Origin of the sequence: Streptomyces sp. NPDC057623 (genome assembly GCF_042800355.1) — a bacterium.
Lineage (GTDB): Bacteria > Actinomycetota > Actinomycetes > Streptomycetales > Streptomycetaceae > Streptomyces.
In genome coordinates this window covers 1-22,339 of the sequence record NZ_JBHVGZ010000100.1, presented here as the reverse complement: position 1 = coordinate 22,339, position 22,339 = coordinate 1, and the positions used below count along the sequence as shown (strand labels likewise).

The 22,339-nt window shown below is 70.4% G+C and carries 19 protein-coding genes, 2 tRNA genes and 1 pseudogene; 13 read left to right on the top strand and 9 right to left on the bottom strand.

From position 1 onward, the window contains the following. Positions 1-937: 937 nt before the first annotated feature. Positions 938-1,468, bottom strand: coding sequence for an SCO5717 family growth-regulating ATPase (locus ACFU95_RS46780; protein ID WP_383842556.1), 531 nt, complete (start codon positions 1,466-1,468; stop codon positions 938-940). A gap of 172 nt (positions 1,469-1,640) precedes the next feature. Between ACFU95_RS46780 and ACFU95_RS46775 the strand changes: the two genes are divergently transcribed. From ACFU95_RS46775 to xerC, 7 genes and pseudogenes are all read left to right on the top strand, one after another. Next, positions 1,641-2,003 (top strand): hypothetical protein, encoded by a 363-nt coding sequence (locus tag ACFU95_RS46775; protein WP_383842554.1) that lies wholly within the window; start codon positions 1,641-1,643, stop codon positions 2,001-2,003. Continuing rightward, complete coding sequence (locus ACFU95_RS46770; protein WP_383842551.1) at positions 2,000-2,215, top strand: hypothetical protein; 216 nt, start codon at positions 2,000-2,002, stop codon at positions 2,213-2,215. The genes ACFU95_RS46775 and ACFU95_RS46770 overlap by 4 nt, the downstream gene beginning before the upstream one ends. Then, positions 2,212-3,633 (top strand): FtsK/SpoIIIE domain-containing protein, encoded by a 1,422-nt coding sequence (locus ACFU95_RS46765; RefSeq protein WP_383842548.1) that lies wholly within the window; start codon positions 2,212-2,214, stop codon positions 3,631-3,633. The genes ACFU95_RS46770 and ACFU95_RS46765 overlap by 4 nt, the downstream gene beginning before the upstream one ends. A 46-nt stretch (positions 3,634-3,679) precedes the next feature. Further along, a complete protein-coding gene (locus ACFU95_RS46760; protein WP_383842546.1) occupies positions 3,680-4,381 on the top strand; it encodes a DUF2637 domain-containing protein in 702 nt (233 codons plus the stop codon). A gap of 68 nt (positions 4,382-4,449) precedes the next feature. Then, a pseudogene (locus ACFU95_RS46755) lies at positions 4,450-6,020 on the top strand (replication initiator). Beyond that, positions 6,017-6,199, top strand: a complete 183-nt coding sequence (locus ACFU95_RS46750) for a helix-turn-helix domain-containing protein (RefSeq protein WP_383842543.1) — start codon at positions 6,017-6,019, stop codon at positions 6,197-6,199. The pseudogene ACFU95_RS46755 and the gene ACFU95_RS46750 overlap by 4 nt, the downstream one beginning before the upstream one ends. Beyond that, the gene (gene xerC / locus ACFU95_RS46745; RefSeq protein ID WP_383842540.1) at positions 6,199-7,482 is read left to right on the top strand and encodes a tyrosine recombinase XerC; all 1,284 of its coding nucleotides are present in this window, start codon (positions 6,199-6,201) and stop codon (positions 7,480-7,482) included. Before ACFU95_RS46750 ends, xerC begins: the two co-directional genes overlap by 1 nt. Positions 7,483-7,573: 91 nt before the next feature. Here xerC and ACFU95_RS46740 read toward each other — a convergent pair. Together ACFU95_RS46740 and ACFU95_RS46735 are read right to left on the bottom strand one after the other, a co-directional pair. Beyond that, a tRNA-Arg gene (locus ACFU95_RS46740) sits at positions 7,574-7,646 on the bottom strand. A 210-nt stretch (positions 7,647-7,856) separates the two neighbouring features. Further along, positions 7,857-7,947: transfer RNA gene (locus tag ACFU95_RS46735), tRNA-Ser, on the bottom strand. A gap of 169 nt (positions 7,948-8,116) precedes the next feature. On the opposite strand from ACFU95_RS46735, the gene ACFU95_RS46730 reads away from it, so the two are divergent. Next, positions 8,117-8,632 (top strand): SSI family serine proteinase inhibitor, encoded by a 516-nt coding sequence (locus tag ACFU95_RS46730; protein WP_383842537.1) that lies wholly within the window; start codon positions 8,117-8,119, stop codon positions 8,630-8,632. A 326-nt stretch (positions 8,633-8,958) separates the two neighbouring features. After that, the gene (locus tag ACFU95_RS46725) at positions 8,959-13,326 is read left to right on the top strand and encodes a PAS domain-containing protein (RefSeq protein WP_383842534.1); all 4,368 of its coding nucleotides are present in this window, start codon (positions 8,959-8,961) and stop codon (positions 13,324-13,326) included. A gap of 102 nt (positions 13,327-13,428) precedes the next feature. On the opposite strand, the gene ACFU95_RS46720 is transcribed toward ACFU95_RS46725, so the two are convergent. From ACFU95_RS46720 to ACFU95_RS46695, 6 genes are all read right to left on the bottom strand, one after another. Continuing rightward, the gene (locus tag ACFU95_RS46720) at positions 13,429-15,072 is read right to left on the bottom strand and encodes a long-chain fatty acid--CoA ligase (RefSeq protein WP_383842580.1); all 1,644 of its coding nucleotides are present in this window, start codon (positions 15,070-15,072) and stop codon (positions 13,429-13,431) included. A 296-nt stretch (positions 15,073-15,368) separates the two neighbouring features. Then, positions 15,369-15,938: a SigE family RNA polymerase sigma factor gene (locus tag ACFU95_RS46715; protein ID WP_383842531.1), complete on the bottom strand. Its 570-nt coding sequence runs from the start codon at positions 15,936-15,938 to the stop codon at positions 15,369-15,371. A 146-nt stretch (positions 15,939-16,084) separates the two neighbouring features. Next, positions 16,085-17,251 carry a lipid-transfer protein gene (locus tag ACFU95_RS46710; RefSeq protein ID WP_383842528.1) on the bottom strand — a complete coding sequence of 389 codons (1,167 nt, stop codon included), beginning with the start codon at positions 17,249-17,251 and terminating at the stop codon, positions 16,085-16,087. After that, complete coding sequence (locus tag ACFU95_RS46705) at positions 17,248-17,643, bottom strand: MaoC family dehydratase (RefSeq protein WP_383842577.1); 396 nt, start codon at positions 17,641-17,643, stop codon at positions 17,248-17,250. The genes ACFU95_RS46710 and ACFU95_RS46705 overlap by 4 nt, the downstream gene beginning before the upstream one ends. A gap of 29 nt (positions 17,644-17,672) precedes the next feature. Beyond that, entirely contained in the window at positions 17,673-18,656 is a 984-nt protein-coding gene (locus tag ACFU95_RS46700) for a bifunctional MaoC family dehydratase N-terminal/OB-fold nucleic acid binding domain-containing protein (protein ID WP_383842525.1), read from the bottom strand. Positions 18,657-18,916: 260 nt separating this feature from the next. Next, positions 18,917-19,243, bottom strand: a complete 327-nt coding sequence (locus ACFU95_RS46695) for a hypothetical protein (protein WP_383842522.1) — start codon at positions 19,241-19,243, stop codon at positions 18,917-18,919. A gap of 376 nt (positions 19,244-19,619) precedes the next feature. On the opposite strand from ACFU95_RS46695, the gene ACFU95_RS46690 reads away from it, so the two are divergent. The 4 genes from ACFU95_RS46690 (at position 19,620) to ACFU95_RS46675 (ending at position 22,192) form a co-directional block, all read left to right on the top strand. Continuing rightward, positions 19,620-20,486, top strand: coding sequence for a bifunctional DNA primase/polymerase (locus tag ACFU95_RS46690; RefSeq protein WP_383842519.1), 867 nt, complete (start codon positions 19,620-19,622; stop codon positions 20,484-20,486). A gap of 72 nt (positions 20,487-20,558) precedes the next feature. Next, entirely contained in the window at positions 20,559-20,990 is a 432-nt protein-coding gene (locus tag ACFU95_RS46685; protein WP_383842516.1) for a hypothetical protein, read from the top strand. 115 nt (positions 20,991-21,105) lie between these two features. Beyond that, positions 21,106-21,633 carry a DinB family protein gene (locus ACFU95_RS46680; RefSeq protein WP_383842512.1) on the top strand — a complete coding sequence of 176 codons (528 nt, stop codon included), beginning with the start codon at positions 21,106-21,108 and terminating at the stop codon, positions 21,631-21,633. Positions 21,634-21,808: 175 nt separating this feature from the next. After that, the gene (locus ACFU95_RS46675; RefSeq protein WP_383842509.1) at positions 21,809-22,192 is read left to right on the top strand and encodes an amphi-Trp domain-containing protein; all 384 of its coding nucleotides are present in this window, start codon (positions 21,809-21,811) and stop codon (positions 22,190-22,192) included. Positions 22,193-22,339: the final 147 nt, after the last annotated feature.

Below are 22,339 nucleotides of genomic sequence, written 5' to 3'. Positions count from 1 at the left end.
GGCGGAACTTATCCACAGGCTGAGGGCCGCACAGTTCTCGTCATGAACCGGAGCAACACCCAGCACCTGCCGTTATGCATTCGTGATCAACGCGCCCGTCACATCACCCTGCCCCCCACTCCCCTTCCGTGGATAAGGGGGCCACTTGGACCGAGTGACCCAGCTCACAGAAGGAGGTGTCACACCGGTGGGGTTTTTGCGACCTGTAGCAAGTGACAGCGGGGGACGGCTGCCCTCGAAGTCCAGTGCAGAGAAGTGGCATGGATCACAGAGGAAGGGGTCACACCGCTGCCGGTTCGGACACCCCTATAGGCGATCCACAGCGAGAAGAGCGGCGGAAAATAGCACGGAAGTGCCGGTTAGCAAAACCGGTGATTCTCCGGATCATTGATGCTCCCCGACAGACGAAAGGAGGCGTGTGATGTGCGCTACGTGGGGCGGGGTCGGTCGCAGGCCGTTTCGGATCCAGTCAGGTCCAGCAGGGTCGAGCGGGACCCAACAGGATCCAGCGGGATGCATGCAGGCTCACTGGCCTTCCCCGGCCTTGCGCGGCGGGATTCGCTTTGTCCGCGCAGGGCTTGGAGGCTGGTTCCACATCCCGCCACGCGGGCCACTGAGGAAACGTTCCGCCTCATCCAGCGGGAGGGCGGTTCCACGCTTCGAGGGGGTGTCCGCTTTCGCCGGTAGACATTGCCCGACAGGCCAAAGCCCTGCTTGCCGATCAGTGCGAGCTGGCCCCGGCCTCATCAGCAAGGACGGCATCAACGGCACGACGGGGAACAGGGCGATATGACCAAGCACGTAGGCGGCGAAGCGGAGTTGGGGACCATGCACAGCGGAGATGCGTCAGAGCTGTCTGCACTGGTCCGCGAGATGATGGCCACGGTGACAAGGCTCCGGCTCGAAACCAGCGAGATGCGGCAGGACGTTGCCAAGCTCAGGGCTGCGGCTGCTGAGCCTTCTTCAGGGCCTCGACTTCCCGGCGCAGCTCCTGCTGGTCAGCGCTGAGCTTCCGGATCTCTTCGCGCAATGCGACGAGCACTTCGACGGGGGACGGCTCGGCAGTTTCGGGGCTGCCAGCCTCCCCCTTGCGGGAGATGGCGTACGCAATCTTCGGACTGCCGGCCTCCCCGTCTCCGGCCTCGTCGTCCGACTCGTCTGGACTCATCCTCGCCAGGTACCAGGCCGGCGGGTGGTAGTCGATGCTGAACTCGCCCGTGAGGTCACTGGCGTCGGTGACGAAACTGCCCCGGCCGTGGATGGTATGGATCAGTCCTTCATCCCGCAGCACGTTCAGGGCGCTTCTTGCTGTCATGTTGGCGACGCCGAAGCGCTCTTGCAGCTCGCGGACGGACGGCATCTGCTCGCCGGGCTTGAATCGGCCCTCTTTGATGTCGCGCCGAAGCTCGTCGGCTGCGTGCTGATACGGCGGCCGACGGTCCTGCTTCTTTTCTGGCGCGGGGGTCATGCCCATCAGGGTAGCGACTCCTAGCTGCCCTAGCACACCCATCTGACACACTCACCTGGATTACCCGGCAGACCTAGCTGACACTCATGACTTGACACAGCTAGGTCACCGAGGTTCTATAGGTGTCGTTCCGCCACCCCCGGCGGATCACCTACCGAAAGGACGTAACCCCATGGCTCGTATCCGTGTTGGCCTGCTCCCCACCGCGTCGTTCATGGTCGGCACCATGCCGGTGCCGAAGTACTCGGACGCCGAGAAGACCCAGTTCGCCCTGGACCGCGAGACCGGCGAGCAGCTGAAGACGATCACCCTCTTCTTCATGGAGGAGGACCGCGCCGAGGCGCTCAAGATCACCGTTCCGGCGAGCGGTCTCCCCAATGGCCTCAAGCCGGGTCTGCCGGTGATGCCGGTGGAGCTGTTCGCCACCCCGTGGGCGCGGATCTTCAACGGTCAGCTCTCGGACGGCATCGCCTACCGCGCCGACCGCCTGGACCTGGTTGCCCCGGCCTCGGCTCCGGCCGCTGAAGCAGCGTGAGCGGCGGCACCCCATTCCGGTCCGGCGTCGAGCGCAGCTACCCCCTGCCTCACGCCGGGCCGGAGGCCCTGCTCACCGAACCTCTCGTCAACTCCGTGGCGGCCGTGCTCGTCGGCTACGGCTTCCCTCGCCCCTCCGCCCCGGCTGACCGGACGGCTCTCAAATCGGCCCTCGTGGCCTTCCTCTACAGCTCTCAGGAGAACGACACATGAAGGAATTGACCGATCCGGTGGAAGGGGCCTTCGGCTACGGGCCCCTGGTGGTCGGCTTGGTGCTGGCCGGGCTGGTGTGCTGGTCGGTGTGGTGGGTGGTCCGCTACATACGCGCCGACGCCATGACACGGCAGTCCATCCGACAGGCCATCCGCGTGCGGCGCACCTGGAAGCGACTCGCGCCGATGCTGAAGCTGTCGGCCACGGACAAGACCCCGACCGCGATGGCCTCGCTCGCGAACACGGACGGCAAGCCCGTCAAGCCCCGCGTCCTGGTCCCCGCCCTGAAGGTCACGCACGACATGTACGGGGTGATCGCACGGGCGAACTGCCTGCCCGGCGTCGGCCTGGAACAGTTCCAGAAGGCGGCCCCGCACCTGGCCGATGCCTGGCGGTGCACGCGGGTCGCGGTCACCCAGGACAAGCCGGGACAGGTGGTCATCCGGGGTGTGCGGCTCGATCCGCTCAAGTTCAAGACCGAGCACCATCCCACGGGTGAGGAGCCGGACAGGATCGCCCGGTGGGACCTGGGCTTGGACGAGTACGCACAGCCGGTGTCCGTCGACCTCACACAGGTGCCCGGCGTGACCGTGGCCGGCCTTCCCGGCTTCGGCAAGACCTCGCTCATCAACCGGCTGATCTGCGACTGGGCACCCTCGCCCGCGATTCAGTTCGTGTGCGCCGACGGCAAGGTGTCCACCGCCAGGGAGGGCGACTACGCGCACCTCGTGAAGCGGATGTTCGACTTCGTCGGCGATGACCTCGAAGAGGCCAACGCCCTGTTCCGGCGGCTGGTGGACCTGCGCCGCGCCCGTGTCTCAGCCGCTGAGGGCATCCTCGGGGTGCAGAGCATGTGGGAGGTCGGCCCGTCCGCAGCATGGCCGCTCGTCGTCGTGATCATTGATGAGGCGCACACCTACTTCCGCGACCACAAGGGCAGCGACCCCAAGACGAAGAAGCTCGCCGCGCTCGCGGCCGAGAACGCCCGGCTGGTTGAGGACCTGGTGAAGAAGGGCCGCAGCATGGGCATCCTCGTCATCCTCGCCACCCAGAAGTCCACCGGTGACGCCATCCCGACGTTCATCCGCGACGTGTGCCCCATAGGTCTGTCCTTCGCGCAGAAGACCGCCGAGGCTGCCGTCGCCGCGCTCGGTGAGGACATCCGGGAGTGGTCCGACGCCAACCCGATCAACCTCCAGGACCGCTCCTACGTCGGCGTCGCCTCCATGAACCACCAGTCCCAGCCCGGCTTCACCCGCATCCGCACACCGTTCGTGTCCGGCAAGGACTCCGCCTCCATCGCCGCCCGTACCGCCCACCTCACCGCTGACCCGGCCGACCTGCTCAACGCCCACCGCCCCGGCGTCGGCCTCACCAAGCCCGGCCCGGGCAGCACCACCCCGCCGATGGCGGCCTGACCCGCCAGACCCCTCGTGGCTTCCCCCTGAAAGGAGGTGAACATCCATGACTGAGGACCGGATCACTCAGCGCACCATCACCGCCGTGCTGATCGTCATCGCCGCGCTGGCGTTCGTCTTCTCCTTCGGCAACGTCTGGTCCCTGGCCCTGCGCCTGGGCGTCCCCGCCCCCATCGCACCGCTCATCGCCCCGATGGTGGACCTGTCCGTAGTCGGCCTCCTGGTAGCCCTGCGCTACCTCTCACTGCGCGGCGTCCCGGCCGAGCAGATGAAGGCCGCTACCCGGCTGATGCACTTCTCCGGCCTGCTGACCCTGGCCCTCAACGTCGCCGAGCCCCTCGTCGCCGGGCACTACGGCCGAGCCGCCGTAGACGCCGTGGCCCCACTGCTGCTCCTCGGCTGGGGAGCGGTCGGCCCACAACTCCTGCGCTCCTTCCACACGGTCGCCACCGACCAGGAGCCCGCTGCCGACACGGAACCCGCCTCAACTTCCGTGCCTCCGGCCACCGCTGTGGAACCGGCCCCCGTTCCGGCGCCTGCTCCCGTGCAGTCCCGCCCGGCCACACCCGCCGTGTCTGCCTCCCCTGCTGTGCCTGCGGTCAAGGTCCCCGAGCCGCTGCTGACCGAAGCGCGCTCCATCGCCGCGTCCCACCGCGCCGAGCACGGCGAATCCATCACGGCGGCTCAGCTCAAGATGCGGCTCGGTATCGGCCTGCCCATGGCCACCGCCCTCCACGCCGCTCTGTAGAGCCGCGCTCTCCCCGCCGGCCCTCCCCGGCACTTCCCACCCTCGCCCGCCCCTGGGCCCGACCTGCCATGCCTGCGGGCAGCAGCCCGAGCGCACTGATCGCTGCTGCCCGCAGGTCCCACCCTCGCGCCAGAAGGGAGACCCCGCCACCCATGCGCCGCCCCCTCGACCTGCGCCACGTCATCAGCCCAAGCCTGCGGGACCTGATCGAACTGGCCAACACCCACGACTTCAACCGCGTCACCGAACAGGTCCGCGACCTGCACGGCTGCACCAGCCCCATCAACCTCCACGGCTGGACCGTCACCACCGACCAGACCACCAAGCAAGTGGTCCGCTCCTACCGCTCCGAAGACGAACCCTCCGGACGCCTGCTCACCACCTGCGGCAACCGCCGCGCCTCCCGCTGCCCCGCCTGCTCACGGGTGTACGCGGCCGACACCTACCACCTGATCAAGGCCGGACTGTCCGGCGGTAAGGATGTCGCCGAAACCGTCCGCGACCACCCCCGCGCCTTCGTCACCCTCACCGCCCCCTCGTTCGGTCCCGTCCACAACCGCAAGACCGACCACACGGGCAAGCTCCGTCCCTGCCGCTGCGGCGCCCAACACGCCGAGGATGACCCGGCGTTGGGCACCCCGTTGACCCCAGCCACCTACGACTACACGGGCGCCGTGCTCTGGAACGCGCACGCCGGACAGTTGTGGGCACGCTTCACCACCTACCTGCGCCGCGCCCTGGCCGAACACCTCGGCATGACGCAGAAGGCGCTGAAGGCCGCTCTGCGCGTCTCCTTCGCGAAGGTCGCCGAGTACCAAAAGCGCGGCCTGGTCCACTTCCACGCCGTGATCCGCTTCGACGGACCCGACGGCCACACCACCTCGCCCCGGCCTGGGCCACCTTTGACGCCCTTCGCGCCGCCGTGGGCCTGGCCGTCGAGCGTGCCCGGCTCACCGTCGAGTCCGACGCCGTCGGCGAACGTGTCATCGCCTGGGGCCGCCGGTTCAAGGTCGACCCCATCACCGCCCTGGGCGACGGTGAACTGACCGACGCCCGCGTTGCCGAGTACACAGACGCCAAGGTCGCCGGATACGTCGCCAAGTACGCCACCAAGAACGCCGAAGGCGCGGGCACCGTAGACCGCACCCTGATGTGCCGCCCCTGTGCCGGACGCGGCTACGTACGCGGCCCGGACGGCTTCCACGACCGGTGCGCCGACTGCGACGGCACCGGACAGGCCGAACTCATCAAGGCCCTGCCCGTGCAGCAGCACGTACGGCAGATGATCCGCACCGCATGGGCCCTCGGCCACCTCCCGGAGTTCGCCCACCTCAAGCTCTGGAAGTGGGCCCACATGCTCGGCTTCCGCGGCCACTTCTCCACCAAGTCCCGCGCCTACTCCACCACCCTCGGCGCGCTTCGCGACGTACGCCGAGCATGGCGCCTCGCCCAAGCCGAGGCCGCCCGTGCCCGCGCCGGCCTCCCCGCCCACGACGAGAACACCACCCTCGTCACCGCTTCCGCGTGGACCTACCTCAGCAGCGGCTACCGCCCCGGCGAGGAACTCCTCGCCGCCCAAGTCCGCCACGACATAGCCCACACCCAACGCCTCAAGCACGAAGGGCTGGTGCCCGCATGACGACGGCCGTGCTCACCGTCGACCAGGTCGCCGAGCGTCTCGGCATCAGCCGCTGGAAGGTCCACGACCTGATCCGCTCCCGCGAAATCGCCTCCTTCAAGATCGGCCGCTGCCGACGCATCAGCGAATCCGCTGTGCACGCCTACATATCCCTCCAGACCGAACAGGAAGCCGCCTGATGGCCACGCCGAAGAAGAACGCCAACAACGAAGGCACCATCTACGAGCGCAAGGACGGGCGTTGGGAGGGCAGTGCCTACGTTCTGACGACGGACGGCACGTACAAGCGGCGCAGCGTCTACGGCAAGACCTGGGACGAAGCGCACGAGAAGCTGACCAAGCTCAAGGCCGCCTCCCTCAACGGTCTCCCGGTCGCCACCAGCAAGATGACGATCGCCGAGTACCTGACGTACTGGCTGACGAACGTCGCCAAGGGCAAGGTGCGCAGGACGACGTACGTCAACTACGAGTCGCTGGTGCGCAACTACGTCACCACGGAGTTCGGCAAGAAGAAGCTGGTCCGGCTGACCGCCCGCGACATCCGGGCCTTCCTCGCGAAGACGGCCGCCACCTGCCAGTGCTGCGCACAGGGCAAGGACAAGAAGCGACCGGAGCACAAGCGGCGCTGCTGCGCCCTCCGCAAGTGCTGCAAGAAGCTCCCGTCTGACAGGACCGTGCGCTTCCTGCTGGTGATCCTGCGTGCCGCCCTCCAGCACGCCGTACGTGAAGACGAGCTGCCCCGCAACGTGGCCCGGAACGTGGAGCTGAGCATGGGAACGAAGCGCGAGATCGAACCGCTCACGGCCAAGGAAGGGCGTCAGCTCCTGGCGGCGGCCCGGGACAACCGGCTGTGGGCCGCGTACGAACTGGCGGTCCGCATCGGCCTGCGCCGCGGTGAGCTGCTAGGGCTGCGCTGGTCGGACGTCGACCTTCACGAAGGCGTCCTCACCGTCCGGCAGGCACTTCAGCGCGTCGGCGGCGAACTCCTGATCGTCGCGCCCAAGACTCAGCGCTCGGCCCGTCGTGTCGCCCTGCCGTCCGAGTGCGTGACGGCGCTGCGTGCCCAGCGCGCCCAGCAGCTCGCCGACAAGAAGGCTGCGGGCATCAACTGGAAGGGGACGGGGCATGGCCTCGTCTTCACGACCAGGAACGGGACGCCCATCGAGCCGCGCAACCTGAACCGGTCCTTCGAGGCGCTGGGCGTCCGGGCCGACGTCCGCAAGGTCCGCTTCCATGACCTGCGACACACCTGCGCCTCGCTCCTCCACGAACAGGGCGCCGACGCCCGCATGATCATGGAAGTCCTGGGCCACAGCTCGATCCGCGTGACGATGGACATCTACACCTTCGTACGGCTCGACTCGCAGCGGTCGGCGTTCGATCGTGTCGGCGATGCCCTGAGGGGTGACGGCAACGGCCCGGACGATGACGACGGCGCGGCCGGTGTCCCCGTAGCCGTCTGATCGGCTCCCGAATGCGGTTGCCGTCAAACACTGCCGTCAAGGCATAAAGCAAAGGCCCTGTGGATCACTCCACAGGGCCTTTGACGTGCTGTGCACTCGGCAGGATTCGAACCTGCAACCTTCTGATCCGTAGTCAGATGCTCTATCCGTTAAGCTACGAGTGCTTGTTCTGTTTTCCGCCGCTCCCGGCCCTTCCGGCCCGCTCGCGGCGACAGGAAGAACATTACATGACTGCCGCCGCCATGTGAAATCCATTAGCCGCACCCCTTGTGACCTGCGAAAACGAGCTGATGGGGCCTTCAGAGGGCACCCCGGTGAGCGGCGTGAAAACGACGAAGCCCCGGTCCAGTGGACCGGGGCTTCGTGATCGAGCGCGGAGGCGGAGGGATTTGAACCCTCGATGGGCTTTAAGGCCCAAACCGCATTAGCAGTGCGGCGCCATAGACCGGACTAGGCGACGCCTCCAGCACAGCCGCTCGCGCGAGCGCGAGTGGTGCGTGCAGATGATGACACAGTCGAGCGTGCTGTCACCAATCGACCTCCACGGTACTAGCCGAGGTGGCCACAGGGCAAAGCTCTTCTCGGCGCGCTTCGAGGGGCGCAACGTACGAAGGCGTGCGGCGTTAGTCAGGTCATGTCGCAGGTCAACCGTTCCGTCCCGGCCGGGCGCCTTCGCCGGCTCCTCCTCGTCACCGCCGGTTCCCTCGTCGCCGTCGGCTCCACCTTCGTCGTACCCGCCGCGCCCGCCCAGGCGGCGCAGCTCCCCCTCGCGCCCCCGTCCCTCCGGGCCCCCGGCGGCTCCGGCGGCTCCGGCGACCACCTCACCGTCACCGTCCGCGACGCCGGCACCGATGCCGACGGAACCTACGAGCTGTCCTGTCATCCGGCCGGCGGCGACCACCCCGACGCCGGCGGCGCCTGTGCCGCGCTGGACCGCGGTACCCGGTGGGGCAAGGACACCTTCGCTCCCGTACCGCAGGGCAGCTTCTGCACCATGCAGTACGGCGGCTCGGCCACCGCCCATGTCACCGGCACCTGGGCCGGGCGCCCCGTCGACGCGCGGTACGACCGCAGCGACGGGTGCGAGATCGCACGGTGGGACCGGCTCGTGCCGCTCCTTCCCGACCTGCGGCAAAAGGGGCGGCCGTAGCCCGGCCCGTCAGGGAAGCAGGGGGTCCGGTACGTCGTCGTACAGACTTTCCATGGAGGAAGCACCGGCTGCGTAAAAGTCCCGCGAAGGTCTCGCGAAGCCGGAATGACGGGGGAAGGGCGCAGGACAGAAGCGGGGAGGACACAAGAGGGGACGTCCGCACAGGCGGTCATACGTTCTGGGTCACTTCGTCGTGCGACCTGCCTCTCATCCGGCGTCGCGAGCGCAACCCCAGCCTTTAGACTCCCTCGCGTGACACGCTGCGGACCGGTTGGCAAGATGGCCCGAGCGGTCGGCAAGGTGCGGTAACAGGGAGGAAGCGTCTCGTGAGCAGCAGGCCATCCCGAGGCGCTGCTCGCCTCGCAGCCATACTCGACGCGCTTCCCGATGCGTTGGTGCTGGTCAACGCCAATGGGACCGTCGTCAACGCCAACACCATCGCCCTGGAGGCCTTCGAGGCACCGGGCACCGCGCTGGTGGGCCGGGGGCTGCTCGATCTGCTGCCGCAGTTCGACTCGAAGCTCATCCCCGGTTCCATGCGGCGGCCCGACCACATGGACCCGCAGGGCCGGACCAAGCCGACCCGGATGATGGCCCGGCGGACCGACGGCAGCGAGTTCCCGGTCGAGGTCACGTCCGCGAATCTCGAGAACGGCCAGCAGGCCTACGACGGCTACGGCTACAGCGGTGACGAGCTGCTGATGCTCGTCGTACGGGATCTGACCGGGACCGTCGACACCGAGGCCGAGCTGGCGCGTTCGCAGCGGCAGACCGAGATGATCCTGCGCGCCGCCTCCGAGGGCGTCGTCGGCACCGACACCGACGGGCGAATCGTCCTCGTCAATCCGGCCGCCGCTCAGATACTGGGTTATCGGGCCAGCGACCTGGGCGGTCGGGAACTGCACACGCTCGTCCTGCACTCCCGGCCCGACGGCTCCCCCTTCCCGTACGAGGAGTCTCCGCTCGCCGACACCCTGCGTTCCGGGCGCAAGCACCGGGTGCGTGGGCAGGTGCTGTTCGCCAAGAGCGGCGCCAAGGTGCCGGTCGACCTGACGACCGCACCGGTGCGTGACGGGGACCAACTCGTCGGCGCCGTGATGACCTTCGCCGACCGGCGGCCCTACGACGCCCTCGCCGAGGAGAAGACCGCCACCGAGAAGCAGCACGCGGACGAGCTGGAGCGGCTCGCCGAGGAGCATGCCTCCGAGCTGACCGCCCTGCGGCAGAAGCACGTGGCCGAGCTCGAGGAGCTCACGGAGCGGCACGAGGAGGAGCTCGCCGCGGGCGAGGAACGGTATGCCGCGCTCGGCGAGCGGGAGAAGGACCGGTACGAGGCCCTCGCCGGGCGGCACGAACAGCTGCTGACGCTGCTCGCGCGTTCGCTCCGGGGCCCGCTCGACGAACTCCGGCGTGAGCTGGCCGCCCTCGCCGCGGACGACGCGGGGCAGTTGTGGCCCGAGGCCAACCAGGTGCTGCATCACCTGTCGGCCGGTTACTCGCGCATCACGACCCTGATCGACAACGTCCTCGGGTACCAGCAGCTCGACACGGGCGGCCAGGGGGTCGTTCGTACGAAGGTGATGCTGGACGCCGTCGTCGCCGCGGGTGTCGACGGGGCCGTGGAGCTCATCGGCCCGGGGCGGGTGCAGTTCGCCGTGCACGCGCCGCCCATCGAGGCCGAGGTCGACCCGCAGCGTCTCGCCACCGCGCTCGCGCATCTCGTCGCGGATGTCGCGGGGGTCGACGCGACCGGCAACTCTCCCGTGTCGGCGGGCGGTTACATGGACAACACCGTCGTCGTCGCGGCGGCGCAGCGCGGTGAGGTCGTACGGATCGAGGTACGCGGGCCGTATGCCGGGGGAGACCCGGTGCACGAGCCGATCGTGCGCGGGATCGTGCGGGCCCACGGCGGGGTGCTCCAGACGCACGAGGTGCCGGGGATGAGCGGCAACGCGTACGTCCTCGAAGTGCCCATCGGAGGTGGGGCCGGGGCCGTTGTCGCCGCCCCCCTCGACGTCGCCGCCATCGAGGCCGGCGACGGGGCCGAGGGCACTGTGCCGGGTGCCGAGCAGGACGTCGAGCAGGGTGCCGGACGCCGGCGCGCCCGGCGGTCCTCCGTCGACGCCTTCCTGGAGAGCGACACGCCCGGTGCCGACGCCGAGGGCGGTTCCGCGCCCGGGGAGGCCGAGGGTGCGGTGCCCACCGGGCGCCGGCGCAGGCGCGCCGCCCCGCCCGAGCTCCCGCAAGGGACCGGAACCGGGGACGCGGGCGGCGAAGCCTCCGGCGGTACCGGACGGCGGCGTGGACGCCCGGCCGAGAACGGCCAAGACGGCCAGGACGGCCACCCGGACGGCCAGGCCGGCGTGGACGACCTGGATGGCGGGGACGGCGGGGACGGTGTCTCCGAGGGAGCCGTCGTCACGGCCGCCGAGCATGCGGCGGGGACCGCGGCCGCCGGGAACAACCTGGGCGGGACCGTACCGCCGCAGGGCGTGCCCGCGCCCAGTGGACGCCGCGCCCGGCGGGACGGCGGGGAGCAGCACGCTCTGCCGCCCGCCCTGCCTGCGGCCGGTGCCGCCCAGCCGGCTTCCGGGTCCGGTACGGCCGACTCGGGCGACGCTCCCCAGCCGACGGGCCGTCGCCGACGCGCCCTCGCCTCGGCGGCCGAGCGTGGTGCGGCGCAGGCGCAGGAGGCCGGGCCCCGTCCGGTGTTCGCGCTGCCGCCCGCCGAGGCGGACCGCGCTGCCGCTCCCGCTCCGGCGGGGGTGCAGGGCGGCGGCGCCGAAGCGACCGCGCCCGCGGCTCCGGCCGCGGCCTTGACTCCGGCTGTGCCGGTGGCCCCTGCCCCCGCCCCCGCCCCCGCCCCCGCCCCCGCCCCGGCTGCGCCTGTGGCTGCGGCTCCGCGGCAGGCCCAGGCTCCGGCTGCCGTGCAGAATCCGGCTCCGGCTCCGGCTCCGGCTCCCGGGCAAGCGCAGGATCAAGCCCAGCCCCAGCCCCAGCCCCAGGTTCCCGGGCAGGGGGCTCCGGGGGACATTCTCGTCGACGAGGGCCGGCACGATGCCGTGCCGCACGACCAGGCCGAGGACCACACACCGCCTCAGCCGCACCCCACCACCGCGCCCACCGGGCGTCGTCGACGGGCCGTGGGCCAGCCGGCGGAAGCGGCCGGGACACCTGCGCCGGGCGCTGCGGGGCCGGTGGCTCCGGTACCGCCGGGTCAGCCCCAGCCGGTGCCCGGTCAGCCCCTCCCCGCCGAGGCGGCTCCCGGGCAGAGCGTCCCCGAGCAGGGCACTCCGGCCCAGGGCGTTCCGGCCCCGCAGCCATGGCCCGCCGCGGATGACACCCCCGACGCCGGGACTGCCGTACCGGCGAACGTCGCCGCCACCGCCGTACCGCCGAGTCGGACCGCCCCGCGGCCGGCCGAGTCCCAGACCTCGGGTACGCCGGCTCCGGGTACCCCGCTGCCTCCGGAAGCGGCGGCGCAGCCGCTGCCCGCGGAGGCCGGTGCTCCCGGCGCCCCCGTCGACCCGAACTCGACGCAGGGCCGCGCGATCAGTGTGCGGACGCTGGGGCAGGGTGTGCCGTTCACGCGGCAGGCGGCGCAGGTGCAGCAGCCCGCGCCGGCCGCGCCGTCGTCGGCCACGCCTCCCCCGCACCAGACCAACGGCGGACGGCGCCGCAAGCTGGGGACGCCGCCCGACCCCGCCGCGCGGGCCGGTGCCCCGGCGGAGCAGGCGGCGCGGCCGCATCCGTCGGCCGAACCGCCCGTGCCCGCCGCCCAGCCGCAGGCGCAGGCACAGCCGTCGATGGCAGGGCAGTCGCGGCTCGCGCCGATGACCGAGGGGGCCGGACGGTCGTACGCCATAGGCGCCCCGGACGAGAACGCCGCCGAGGGGCCCGAGCCGTTGGACGGGCCGGGCGGGGCCGTCGAGGTCGCCGACACTCCGCGGCCGCAGCCGATGGACGACGAACTGCCGCCGGAGCCGCTCGACAACCCGCGGCGGCTGCTCGTGTGGCCCGCACCGGATGTGACGACCCAGCAGGCGCTGAGCGACCGCGGCTACCGGCCGGTCATCGTGCACTCGCGCGAGGAGGTGGACGCGCAGATCGCGGCGTTCCCCGCCGCGCTGTTCGTCGACCCGCTGACCGGGCCGATCACCCGGACCGCGCTCCAGTCGCTGCGGCAGGCCGCGGTCGCCGCCTCGGTGCCGGTGATGGTGACCGCGGGGCTCGGACAGGCCTCACGGGAGGCGGCGTACGGCGCCGATCCCGCCGTACTCCTCAAGGCGCTGGCGCCTCGGGACACGGAGCAGCACCCGCCGCGCGTGCTGCTGATCGAGGAGCACGCGGAGATCGCGTTGGCGCTGACCGCGACGTTGGAGCGGCGCGGGATGCAGGTCGCGCGGGCCGCGAGTGACGCGGACGCGGTGGCGCTGGCGGGGGACTTCCGGCCGAACCTGGTCGTGATGGACCTGATGCAGGTGCACCACCGCCGGGCCGGGATCGTCGACTGGCTGCGCGCGAACGGGCAGCTCAACCGCACCCCGCTCGTCGTCTACACCGCCGCCGTCGACCAGGCCGACCTGCCACGGCTGGCCTCCGGCGAGACGGTGCTGTTCCTGGCGGAGCGGTCGACGAGCGGCGAGGTGCAGGCCCGGATCGTGGACCTGCTGGCGAGGATCGGTACCAACTGAGGGAGGGCGCGCGAAAGCGCCCCTCAAGGGGCGCGGGGGACTGCGCGAGCAACCACGATCCACCCGCGGCCGCTCTGCGACAGTCCCCCCGACGGCGCTCCGTCAGAGCTGGGTGACGTCCAGCCCACCCTCGGCGTACTGCCTGCGCAGCACCTTCTTGTCGAACTTGCCCACGCTGGTCTTGGGAACCGCCTCGACCAGCGTCCAGCGCTCCGGCAGCTGCCACTTGGCGATCTTGCCCTCGTCGGCGAGGAAGGTGCGCAGGGACTCGAAGTCGGTGGAGGCGCCCTCCTTGAGGACGACCGTGGCCAGCGGGCGCTCGCCCCACTTGTCGTCGGGGACGGCGACCACGGCGGCCTCGGCGACGTCCGGGTGGGACATCAGCGCGTTCTCCAGCTCGACCGAGGAGATCCACTCGCCGCCGGACTTGATGACGTCCTTGGCGCGGTCGGTGAGGGTGAGGAAGCCGTCGGCGGAGATGATGCCGACGTCGCCGGTCTTGAGCCAGCCGTCCTCGCTGAACTTGTCGGCGGGGCGCAGGGGTTCGCTGTCGGGACCGTTGTAGTAGGCGCCCGCGATCCAGGGGCCGCGCACCTCCAGCTCGCCCGCCGACTCGCCGTCCCAGGGGATGCGCTCGCCGCCGGGGCCGGTGAGGCGGGCCTCCACGCTCGTCGGGAAACGGCCCTGGGTCAGCCGGTACGCGAACTCCTCCGGCGTGCCGACCGCGTGGGCCGGCGGGCGCGCGACCGTGCCGAGCGGGGAGGTCTCCGTCATGCCCCAGGCGTGGCAGACCCGCATGCCCAGCTTGTCGAACGCCTCCATCAGCGAGGGCGGACAGGCCGAACCGCCGATGGTGACCTGCCCGAGGGTGGAGACGTCCCGCGGCTTCGCGGTGAGCTCGGCGAGCAGGCCCTGCCAGATGGTGGGCACGGCGGCCGCGTGGGTCGGCTTCTCGCCCTCGATCATCTCGGCGAGGGGCGCGGGCTGGAGGAAGCGGTCCGGCATCAGCATGTTGACGCCGGTCATGAAGGTGGCATGCGGCAGACCCCAGGCGTTGACGTGGAACTGCGGCACCACGATCAGCGAGGTGTCCTGGTCCGTCAGGCCCATCGACTGGGTCATGTTGACCTGCATGGAGTGCAGGTAGACGGAGCGGTGGGAGTAGACGACGCCCTTGGGGTCGCCGGTCGTCCCGGAGGTGTAGCACATGGAGGCGCCCTGCCGCTCGTCCAGCTCCGGCCAGTCGTACGCCGTCGGCTTGCCGGCGATCAGCTCCTCGTACTCGTGCACCTGCACGGCCGCGCCCGCCAGCCCGGAACGGTCACCCGGCCCCGAGACCACCACGTGCTCCACCGTCTTGAGGTGCGGCAGCAGCGGGGCGAGGAGGGGGAGAAGCGAACCGTTGGCGATGACGACCCGGTCGGCCGCGTGGTTGACGATCCAGGCCAGCTGCTCGGCCGGAAGGCGGAGGTTGAGGGTGTGCAGGATCGCGCCCATGGAGGGGATCGCGAAGTAGGCCTCGACGTGCTCGGCGTTGTTCCACATCAGGGTCGCGACGCGCTCGTCCTCGGTCACGCCCAGGTCCTCGCGCAGGGCGTGCGCCAGCTGTGCCGCACGGGCACCGACCTCGGCGAAGGAACGGCGGTGCGGCTCGTCCTCGCCGGTCCATGTGATGACCTGCGATGAGCCGTGAATCGTCGACCCGTGGGTCAGGATCCTGGAGATCAGCAGCGGTACATCCTGCATCGTGCTCAGCACGGCGTCCTCCCGGGGGCGACATTGCCTACGCGGTAGTAAGGGTTGCGGAGATTCTGCGCGCATACCGTGCGGTATGTCACTAGGGTCGGGCGATCGATCATGTCACGTTGCGTTCACAGGGCTCTGCCGCTAGGGGCGGTGGAGGGGGTGGGACCGGTCCATACGACCCAGATGACCCAGACGTCCTAGACGTCCTAGACGGCCCAGACGAGCCAGGCGTCTCGTACGCCTCACCTGCCCCACACGGCGCACCGAGCACCGAGCACCGAGCACCGAGCACCGGCCTACCGAACCAGCCCCAGCTCAGCGTCCTCGCGCAGCTTCCCGAGTGCTCTCGACACCGCCGACTTCACCGTGCCGACCGAGACGCCGAGCACCTCGGCCGTCTGGACCTCGCTGAGGTCCTCGTAGTACCGCAGGACGACCATCGCCCGCTGCCGCGCCGGCAGCCGCAGGATCGCGCGCCACATGGCGTCGTGCAGCGCCTGCTGCTCCGCCGGGTCGTTGTCGTGACCGGGCCTGGGCTCCGGCTCGGGCAGCTCCTCGCAGGCGAACTCGTCGACCTTGCGCTTGCGCCACTGCGACGTCCGCGTGTTCAGCAGCGCCCTGCGCACATAGCCGTCCAGGGCGCGATGGTCCTCGATGCGCTCCCAGGCCACGTATGTCTTGGTGAGCGCGGTCTGCAGCAGGTCCTCCGCGTCGCTCGGGTTCGCCGTCAGCGAGCGGGCGGTACGCAGCAGCACCGGCTGGCGGGCCCGCATGTACGACGTGAAGGAGGGATACGTCACGTTCGGAAGGGACAGCCCCGCTGGTGTAGCGGCCTCGGAAGCGCTGGTGCAGACGGGTGTGGTCATGGCTCCACGCTATGAGCGACCGCTGCTTCAGCGGATCGGCCGCAGGTGCCGAAGCAGCGTCCGCCTCAGGTTGTAGGGGTGGTGCTGCCTCCACCTCCTGAAGGTGGACGAGCGAGGGACACCTACTGCGGGATTACCCCTGGGGGTCATCGGTCGGCAGTAAGGACGAGCCCCGACGTCGGCACCCCCGTTCCCGCGGTCACCAGCACCCGTTCCGCACCGGGTATCTGGTTCACGGACGTCCCCCGCACCTGCCTCACTCCCTCCGCGATTCCGTTCATCCCGTGCAGATACGCCTCCCCGAGCTGCCCTCCATGTGTGTTGAGCGGAAGCCGCTCCTCGGCCACGAAGTCCCCTCCCTCTCCCTTCCCGCAGAACCCGAACTCCTCGAGCTGCATGAGCACGAAAGGGGTGAAGTGGTCGTACAGAATCCCCACGTCGACCTCCCCCGGCCCCAGCCCCGCCGTCCGCCACAGCTGCCGCGCCACCACGGCCACCTCCGGCAGGCCGGTGAGGTCGTCCCGGTAGAAGCTCGTCATCTGCTCCTGCCCTCGACCCGTGCCCTGGGCTGCCGCCGCTATGACGGCGGACGGGTGGGGCAGGTCACGGGCCCGGTCGACGGACGTGACGACGAGCGCCTGGCCGCCGTCCGTCTCCTGGCAGCAGTCCAGCAGCCGCAGCGGCTCGACGATCGAGCGCGAGGCCGCGTGGTCGGCGAGGGTGATGGGTCTGCCGTGGAAGTAGGCGGCCGGGTTGGTCGCCGCGTACCCGCGGTCCATCACCGCCACATGCCCGAACACCTCCGGCGTCAGCCCGTAGGTGTGCAGATACCTCTGGGCCGCCATCGCCACCCAGGAGGCCGGGGTGAGCAGCCCGAACGGGAGGGACCACCCCAGCGCAGCGCCCTCCGCCGACGGCTCCCGGTGCCGCACTCCCGAGCCGAATCTCCGGCCCGACCGCTCGTTGAACGCGCGGTAGCAGACCACCACCTCCGCGACCCCCGTCGCCACGGCGAGCGCCGCCTGCTGAACGGTCGCGCAGGCCGCGCCGCCGCCGTAGTGGACTCGGGAGAAGAACGACAGCTCCCCCATCCCGCACGCCTGGGCCACCGTGATCTCCGGGCTGGTGTCCATCGTGAACGTCACCATCCCGTCCACGTCGCCCGGTTTCAGCCCCGCGTCGTCCAGCGCGGCCCGCACCGCCTCCACGGCCAGCCGCAGCTCGCTGCGCCCCGAGTCCTTGGAGAACTCGGTGGCCCCGACACCGACGATCGCGGCCCGACCGGAGAGGGCGTCCCTCGTGCGCACGCTCATGCCGGTGTCTCCGGTGCCACGGTGACCGTCACCGTGCCGGTCACGTGCTTGCCGATGCCGTTCGCTCCGACCACCCGCACCGTCGCCGTGTCCGCGTCGACCTCCTCGACCCGCCCCGTCAACACCATCGTGTCTCCCGGGTAGTTGGGCGCCCCGAGCCGTATGGCCACTCTGCGCAGTACGGCCGCCGGTCCGAAGTGGTCGGTGATGTAGCGGCCGACCAGGCCGTTCGTCGTCAGGATGTTCATGAAGATGTCGGGGGAGCCCTTCTGGTGGGCCAACTCCGCGTCGTGGTGGACGTCCTGGTAGTCCCGGGAGGCGAGGGCCCCGGCGACGATCAGTGTGCGGGTGATCGGGATTTCCAGCGGCGGCAGTGCGTCACCGGCCCGCACGCGCCTCCCCGTCACTTCCTCCCCGCCCCTCATGCGCCTGCCTCCCGCATCTCGTGAGCCCCGTGTGCACGCCAGAACGGCAGCACCAACTCCTCGTCGCACGCCTGGAATTCGAGCCGTACCGGCAGCCCGATCCGCACCTTGTCGTACGGCACCCCCAGCACATTGCCGAGCATCCGCACCCCCTCGGCCAGTTCGATCAGGCCGACCGCGTAGGGAGGGTCGAAGGCGGGGAACGGCGGGTGGTGCATCACGACGTACGAATAGACCGTCCCCTCGCCACTCGCCTCGACCGTGTCCCAGTCCAGCCCGCCGCAGGCGTTGCAGCCGGGCAGCCAGGGGTGGCGCAGGGTGCCGCAGCCGATGCAGCGCTGGATGAGCAGTCTGTGCTGCTCCACGCCCTTCCAGAAGCCGGCGTTGTCACGGCTGACGACAGGGCGGGGGCGTGCGGGCTTCTGTCGCCGGTCCGGCTGTGACGGCTGTTCCCGCCCTGCCCGGCGTATGGGCGCGTACTTGAGGATGCGGAAGCGGTGGGTGCCCGCGAGGTCGGGGCCGACGCGGATGTCCATGCGGGTCGTGACGAAGTACCCCGTGCCGAGTTTGGTCGTCTTGCGCTCCGACACCGACTCGATCACCGAGTCGTAGGTGATCTCGTCGCCGGGCCGCAGGGGCCGTAGATACTCCTGCTCGCAGTCCGTGGCGACCACCGAGGTGTAGCCCGCCTCGTCGAGCAGGCCGAGGAGCTCGTCGTACGCGTGCGTGCCTCTCGTATGGCCGGAGAGGCCGCTCATGGTCCATGCCTGGAGCATGGTGGGCGGGGCGATGGCGTCCGGGCCCGAGTACGCCGGGTTGCTGTCGCCCATCGCCTCGCACCAGTGACGGATCATGGGCGCGTTGACGGGGTCCTTGCCGAGACGGGCCACAGCGGCGCGCTGCCCCTCGTAGACCTTCAGACGCGTCTCGAACTCGTCGCCTGCTTCCGCCTCATGGCTCACCACCGGCTCGTGGGTCATCGTCGCCCCCTCGCACTCACGCCCTCATCGCCCCACGGCGTATCGCACTGACGCTTCTGGTACACCGCGACCAGCGATCCGGTTCCCACACGAAGGTTTCTGACTGTCCGTCAGATCCTGTGCACTGTCAAGGCCACGGAAAAACGCCTGCGCGGCGGCACCGAAGTACCGCCGCGCAGGCGCGTTACACCCCACAGAGCACACCCCACACAACTCCGAGGAGGCCGGCGCCTGAGCACGGGGGCGCCGGCCCCCTCAGCTCACCACCAGAGGGGGGTGAAGTTGACGGACGTGTTGTCGTTGCCCTGGTTGACCGCCGTGAACGCGGAGCCGTTGACCTGGGCCGTGTTGCTCTGGTTCGAGGCGCCGGAGCCGGTCGCCTGCTGCTGGGTGGTGGACGACGTGCCGAAGTTGTCGCCGCCGACCCCGCTGCCGATCAGGCCCTGGGCGGCGTTCGTGACGGCCGCACTGGATCCGTCGTCCGCGAAGGCGCCGTTGTCCGCAGCCGCGACACCGGTGAACAGAGCGGCGGCGAGCGGCAGGGCGGAGACGGCGGCGATGACGCGGGCGGTACGGATGCTTGCCATGTTGTTCCTCCAGAACAGGTGCGCCCAGGCTCCCCGCCGGACGCATTGGTGGTGCTTGAAGTACTGCGCTTTCCAAGGCAGTTGGCCGACCGCCCCGGAGTTCTGCACGACGTCGCGAGATCAGAGTTGCCCACCGAATCCCCGGCGAACCACCCCGGAAGCCCCTATTCGCCCTGAAGCGTGATGACAAGTCGATAAACCCCTTTCGCCACTTCCAACGCTCACGTCAGGGCAGGACGGGCAGCTCCACCCCAAGCCCCACAAGAGGGGAAAGGTTCCGTCACTATCCCGGCCAATCTCCGCCGAGCGGCGCGTCGGCGGCGCGTCACACCCAGCACCCCTTTCCTTTTTCGAACGCCTGTACGAACATAGAGGCATGGCCACCACCGACCGGCAGGCCACGACGCTGGCCCTCGCACACGCCCTGTCAGCCGCCGAGCGCGGTCTGGCCGTCATCCCCCTGTCCCGGACGAAGCTCCCGGCCCTGCGCTCCCCGCACCGCGACGACCCCGACCCCGCCCCCTGCCACGGCGAGTGCGGCCGCTTCGGGCACGGGGTCTACGACGCCTCCACCGACCCCGCCCGCATCCGCGAACTCTTCGCCGCCGCCCCCTGGGCCACCGGTTACGGCATCGCCTGCGGCCTGCCGCCGCACCACCTCATCGGCGTCGACCTCGACACCAAGTCCGGTACGGACTCCTCCGCCGCCCTGCGCGAACTGGCACTGCGTCACCTGTTCACGATCCCGCCCACGGTGGTCGTCCTGACCCCGAGCGGCGGCCGTCACCTCTGGCTGACCGGCCCACCCGAAGTCGTCGTCCCCAACTCGGCGGGCCGCCTCGCCCCCGGCATCGACATCCGCGGCGCGGGCGGCTATCTCGTCGGCCCCGGCTCCCGCACCGATCACGGCGTCTACAGCACGGCCCCCGGCACCTCCCGCATCGGCCCCGCGCCCTGTCCGCGCGCCCTCCTGCGCCTCCTGCTCCCGCCACCCCGCACACACCACTTCACGCCCCCGACAGCAGGCGGCCACGGCCAGGGGCTCGTCCAGTTCGTGCTCACCGCGCACGAGGGCCAACGCAACACCCGCCTGTTCTGGGCCGCCTGCCGCGCCTACGAGGACGGCATCGGCCCCACCCTCGTCGGCCCCCTCGTCGAGGCGGCACTCGACACCGGCCTGACCGAACGCGAGGCCCGCGCGACGATCGCGTCGGCGGCGCGGATGACGGGGCACCGGCCCTGACGGACGCAGACGCCCGACCGGGGCCTTGAAACGCACGGGAGCTCGATGCACCACCGCCCTGGAGTGCCGACCATGTCGCTGACCCGTGTCGTCCTCACCTCCGGCCGCTCGCTCGATCTCTCCGAGCTGCGGCTCTCCTCGACGTACGGCGGGACACTGGAGGGCTACCCGTGCAAGCCGGTCAACGACCTGAAGATCAACGGCCTCGTCCGCGCCGCGGAGCACGCTCACCCTTCCGTGCCGGTGCACCTCGTCCCGCCGCGGCGCGAGTATCCAGACCAGTACGCGGGCGCCTTCGGCCCGGTCGAGGTGCTGCCCGCCGTGGCCTGCGTCGGCGCCTTCCACTCCACGGCCCTCGACCGCGCCCACGACCCGGTCCTGCGCCGTTCCGCCCTCACGATCATCTGGTTCCAGCCCACCGCGCGCGTGCCGTACGGCTGCGACGCGGAGGAGGCGCTGCGGGGCGTCGACTGGGAGGGACTGGCGCGGGACTTCGAGCTCTAGCCGTGCTGATCTGGTACGCCGCTGTGGAGGCGGCGTCGTGGAGGCGGGCTCTGAGGGCGGAGGTGGCGGGGAAATCGCTTGCCCTCAAGGGGTGCGCGTATGCCAGGGTCGGCCGATGAGCGATTCCCGACGTGACCTGTTGCGCTGGCAGTTCGACCTGAACTGGGCGTTGTTCGAGTATCACCTTGAGCGGCTGCGCCCCGAGGACTTCCTGTGGGAGCCGGGGCCGAACTGCTGGACGGTGCGTCAGAGCGCCGACGGCACCTGGGTACCGGACTGGGCGGAAACGGAGCCCGACCCCGTTCCCGTGCCGACGATCGCCTGGGTGAGCTGGCACATCGGCTGGTGGTGGAGCGTGGCCACGGACCATCTGTGCGGCCGCCCGCCCAGGGACCGGACCGAAGTCACCTGGCCCGGCGACGGGCAGGCGACCGTCGCCTGGCTGCGCGACCTGCGCACGGACTGGCTGGCGGCTCTGGACCGGCTCGACGACCCGGACCTGGACGCCACAGCGGCGTTCCCCTGGCCCGGTGACCCGCAGTACACCGTCGCCCGCATGATCGGCTGGGTGAACGCCGAACTGATGAAGAACGTCGCGGAGATCGGGCAGCTACGGATGCTGCGGACGCACCAGGGGCATTGAGCGCTCTTCGCCGGCCGCCGTTGTTGACGACCACGAGAACGGCCACGCCGGCTGCACGCACCTGACACAGGCCGCTGACCTGCACCTTCCCCGCATGCCGCCACCAAGATGTCCAAGTCGCCACATGGCCCCAAAATGGAGTTGTCGGCTTTGTGCGTGCTGGATCGGAGAGGCCATGAGCGACCTCAAGTTTGAGCAGAAGCGCTCGCTGTCGCGCCTTGAGGCGGCTGATCAGCTAGCCGTGCTCGCGGCCGCGCTGAGGCAGGGCGGGGATGCCGAACTGGAGCTTGAGCCGTGGACCTTGAGCCTGCGGATCCCCGACGACCTCCGCAGCGAGATCGAGGTCGAGGTCGGCGACGGGGAGATCGAGCTGGAGATCGAGCTCAAGTGGTCGACCGCACCAGCCGCTCGGGCCACGGCACCCCAGGCGGCAGCGGACGCGGAGACGACCGGAGCCGGACGGAAGACCGCGCCTGCCGCTACCGCGGGCACTCGCGCCGGCGCAGGCAGACCGGCGAAGCGAGCCGGCGCGAAACGGACCACCGCGAAGAAGTCCTGATCCGGCTCAGCCGAGACACCGGCACGCGAAACGGCCCCTGACCGATTCACCTGGGACGCTGTTGGCGAATTGTGGGGCGGCCCGTGCGTGACGTCGGTCTCCAAGACCTGGTTGTGGTCTTGGAGACCGACGTTTGTGTTTGGGGTG

What these genes read in the sequence shown, in the direction of transcription:
- ACFU95_RS46780 (WP_383842556.1), bottom strand. Translation starts at nt 1,468, where the DNA reads ATGACCCCCGCGCCAGAAAAGAAGCAGGACCGTCGGCCGCCGTATCAG.
- ACFU95_RS46775 (WP_383842554.1), top strand. Translation starts at nt 1,641, where the DNA reads ATGGCTCGTATCCGTGTTGGCCTGCTCCCCACCGCGTCGTTCATGGTC.
- ACFU95_RS46765 (WP_383842548.1), top strand. Translation starts at nt 2,212, where the DNA reads ATGAAGGAATTGACCGATCCGGTGGAAGGGGCCTTCGGCTACGGGCCC.
- ACFU95_RS46760 (WP_383842546.1), top strand. Translation starts at nt 3,680, where the DNA reads ATGACTGAGGACCGGATCACTCAGCGCACCATCACCGCCGTGCTGATC.
- ACFU95_RS46750 (WP_383842543.1), top strand. Translation starts at nt 6,017, where the DNA reads ATGACGACGGCCGTGCTCACCGTCGACCAGGTCGCCGAGCGTCTCGGC.
- xerC (WP_383842540.1), top strand. Translation starts at nt 6,199, where the DNA reads ATGGCCACGCCGAAGAAGAACGCCAACAACGAAGGCACCATCTACGAG.
- ACFU95_RS46730 (WP_383842537.1), top strand. Translation starts at nt 8,117, where the DNA reads ATGTCGCAGGTCAACCGTTCCGTCCCGGCCGGGCGCCTTCGCCGGCTC.
- ACFU95_RS46720 (WP_383842580.1), bottom strand. Translation starts at nt 15,072, where the DNA reads ATGCAGGATGTACCGCTGCTGATCTCCAGGATCCTGACCCACGGGTCG.
- ACFU95_RS46715 (WP_383842531.1), bottom strand. Translation starts at nt 15,938, where the DNA reads ATGACCACACCCGTCTGCACCAGCGCTTCCGAGGCCGCTACACCAGCG.
- ACFU95_RS46710 (WP_383842528.1), bottom strand. Translation starts at nt 17,251, where the DNA reads ATGAGCGTGCGCACGAGGGACGCCCTCTCCGGTCGGGCCGCGATCGTC.
- ACFU95_RS46700 (WP_383842525.1), bottom strand. Translation starts at nt 18,656, where the DNA reads ATGACCCACGAGCCGGTGGTGAGCCATGAGGCGGAAGCAGGCGACGAG.
- ACFU95_RS46695 (WP_383842522.1), bottom strand. Translation starts at nt 19,243, where the DNA reads ATGGCAAGCATCCGTACCGCCCGCGTCATCGCCGCCGTCTCCGCCCTG.
- ACFU95_RS46690 (WP_383842519.1), top strand. Translation starts at nt 19,620, where the DNA reads ATGGCCACCACCGACCGGCAGGCCACGACGCTGGCCCTCGCACACGCC.
- ACFU95_RS46685 (WP_383842516.1), top strand. Translation starts at nt 20,559, where the DNA reads ATGTCGCTGACCCGTGTCGTCCTCACCTCCGGCCGCTCGCTCGATCTC.
- ACFU95_RS46680 (WP_383842512.1), top strand. Translation starts at nt 21,106, where the DNA reads ATGAGCGATTCCCGACGTGACCTGTTGCGCTGGCAGTTCGACCTGAAC.
- ACFU95_RS46675 (WP_383842509.1), top strand. Translation starts at nt 21,809, where the DNA reads ATGAGCGACCTCAAGTTTGAGCAGAAGCGCTCGCTGTCGCGCCTTGAG.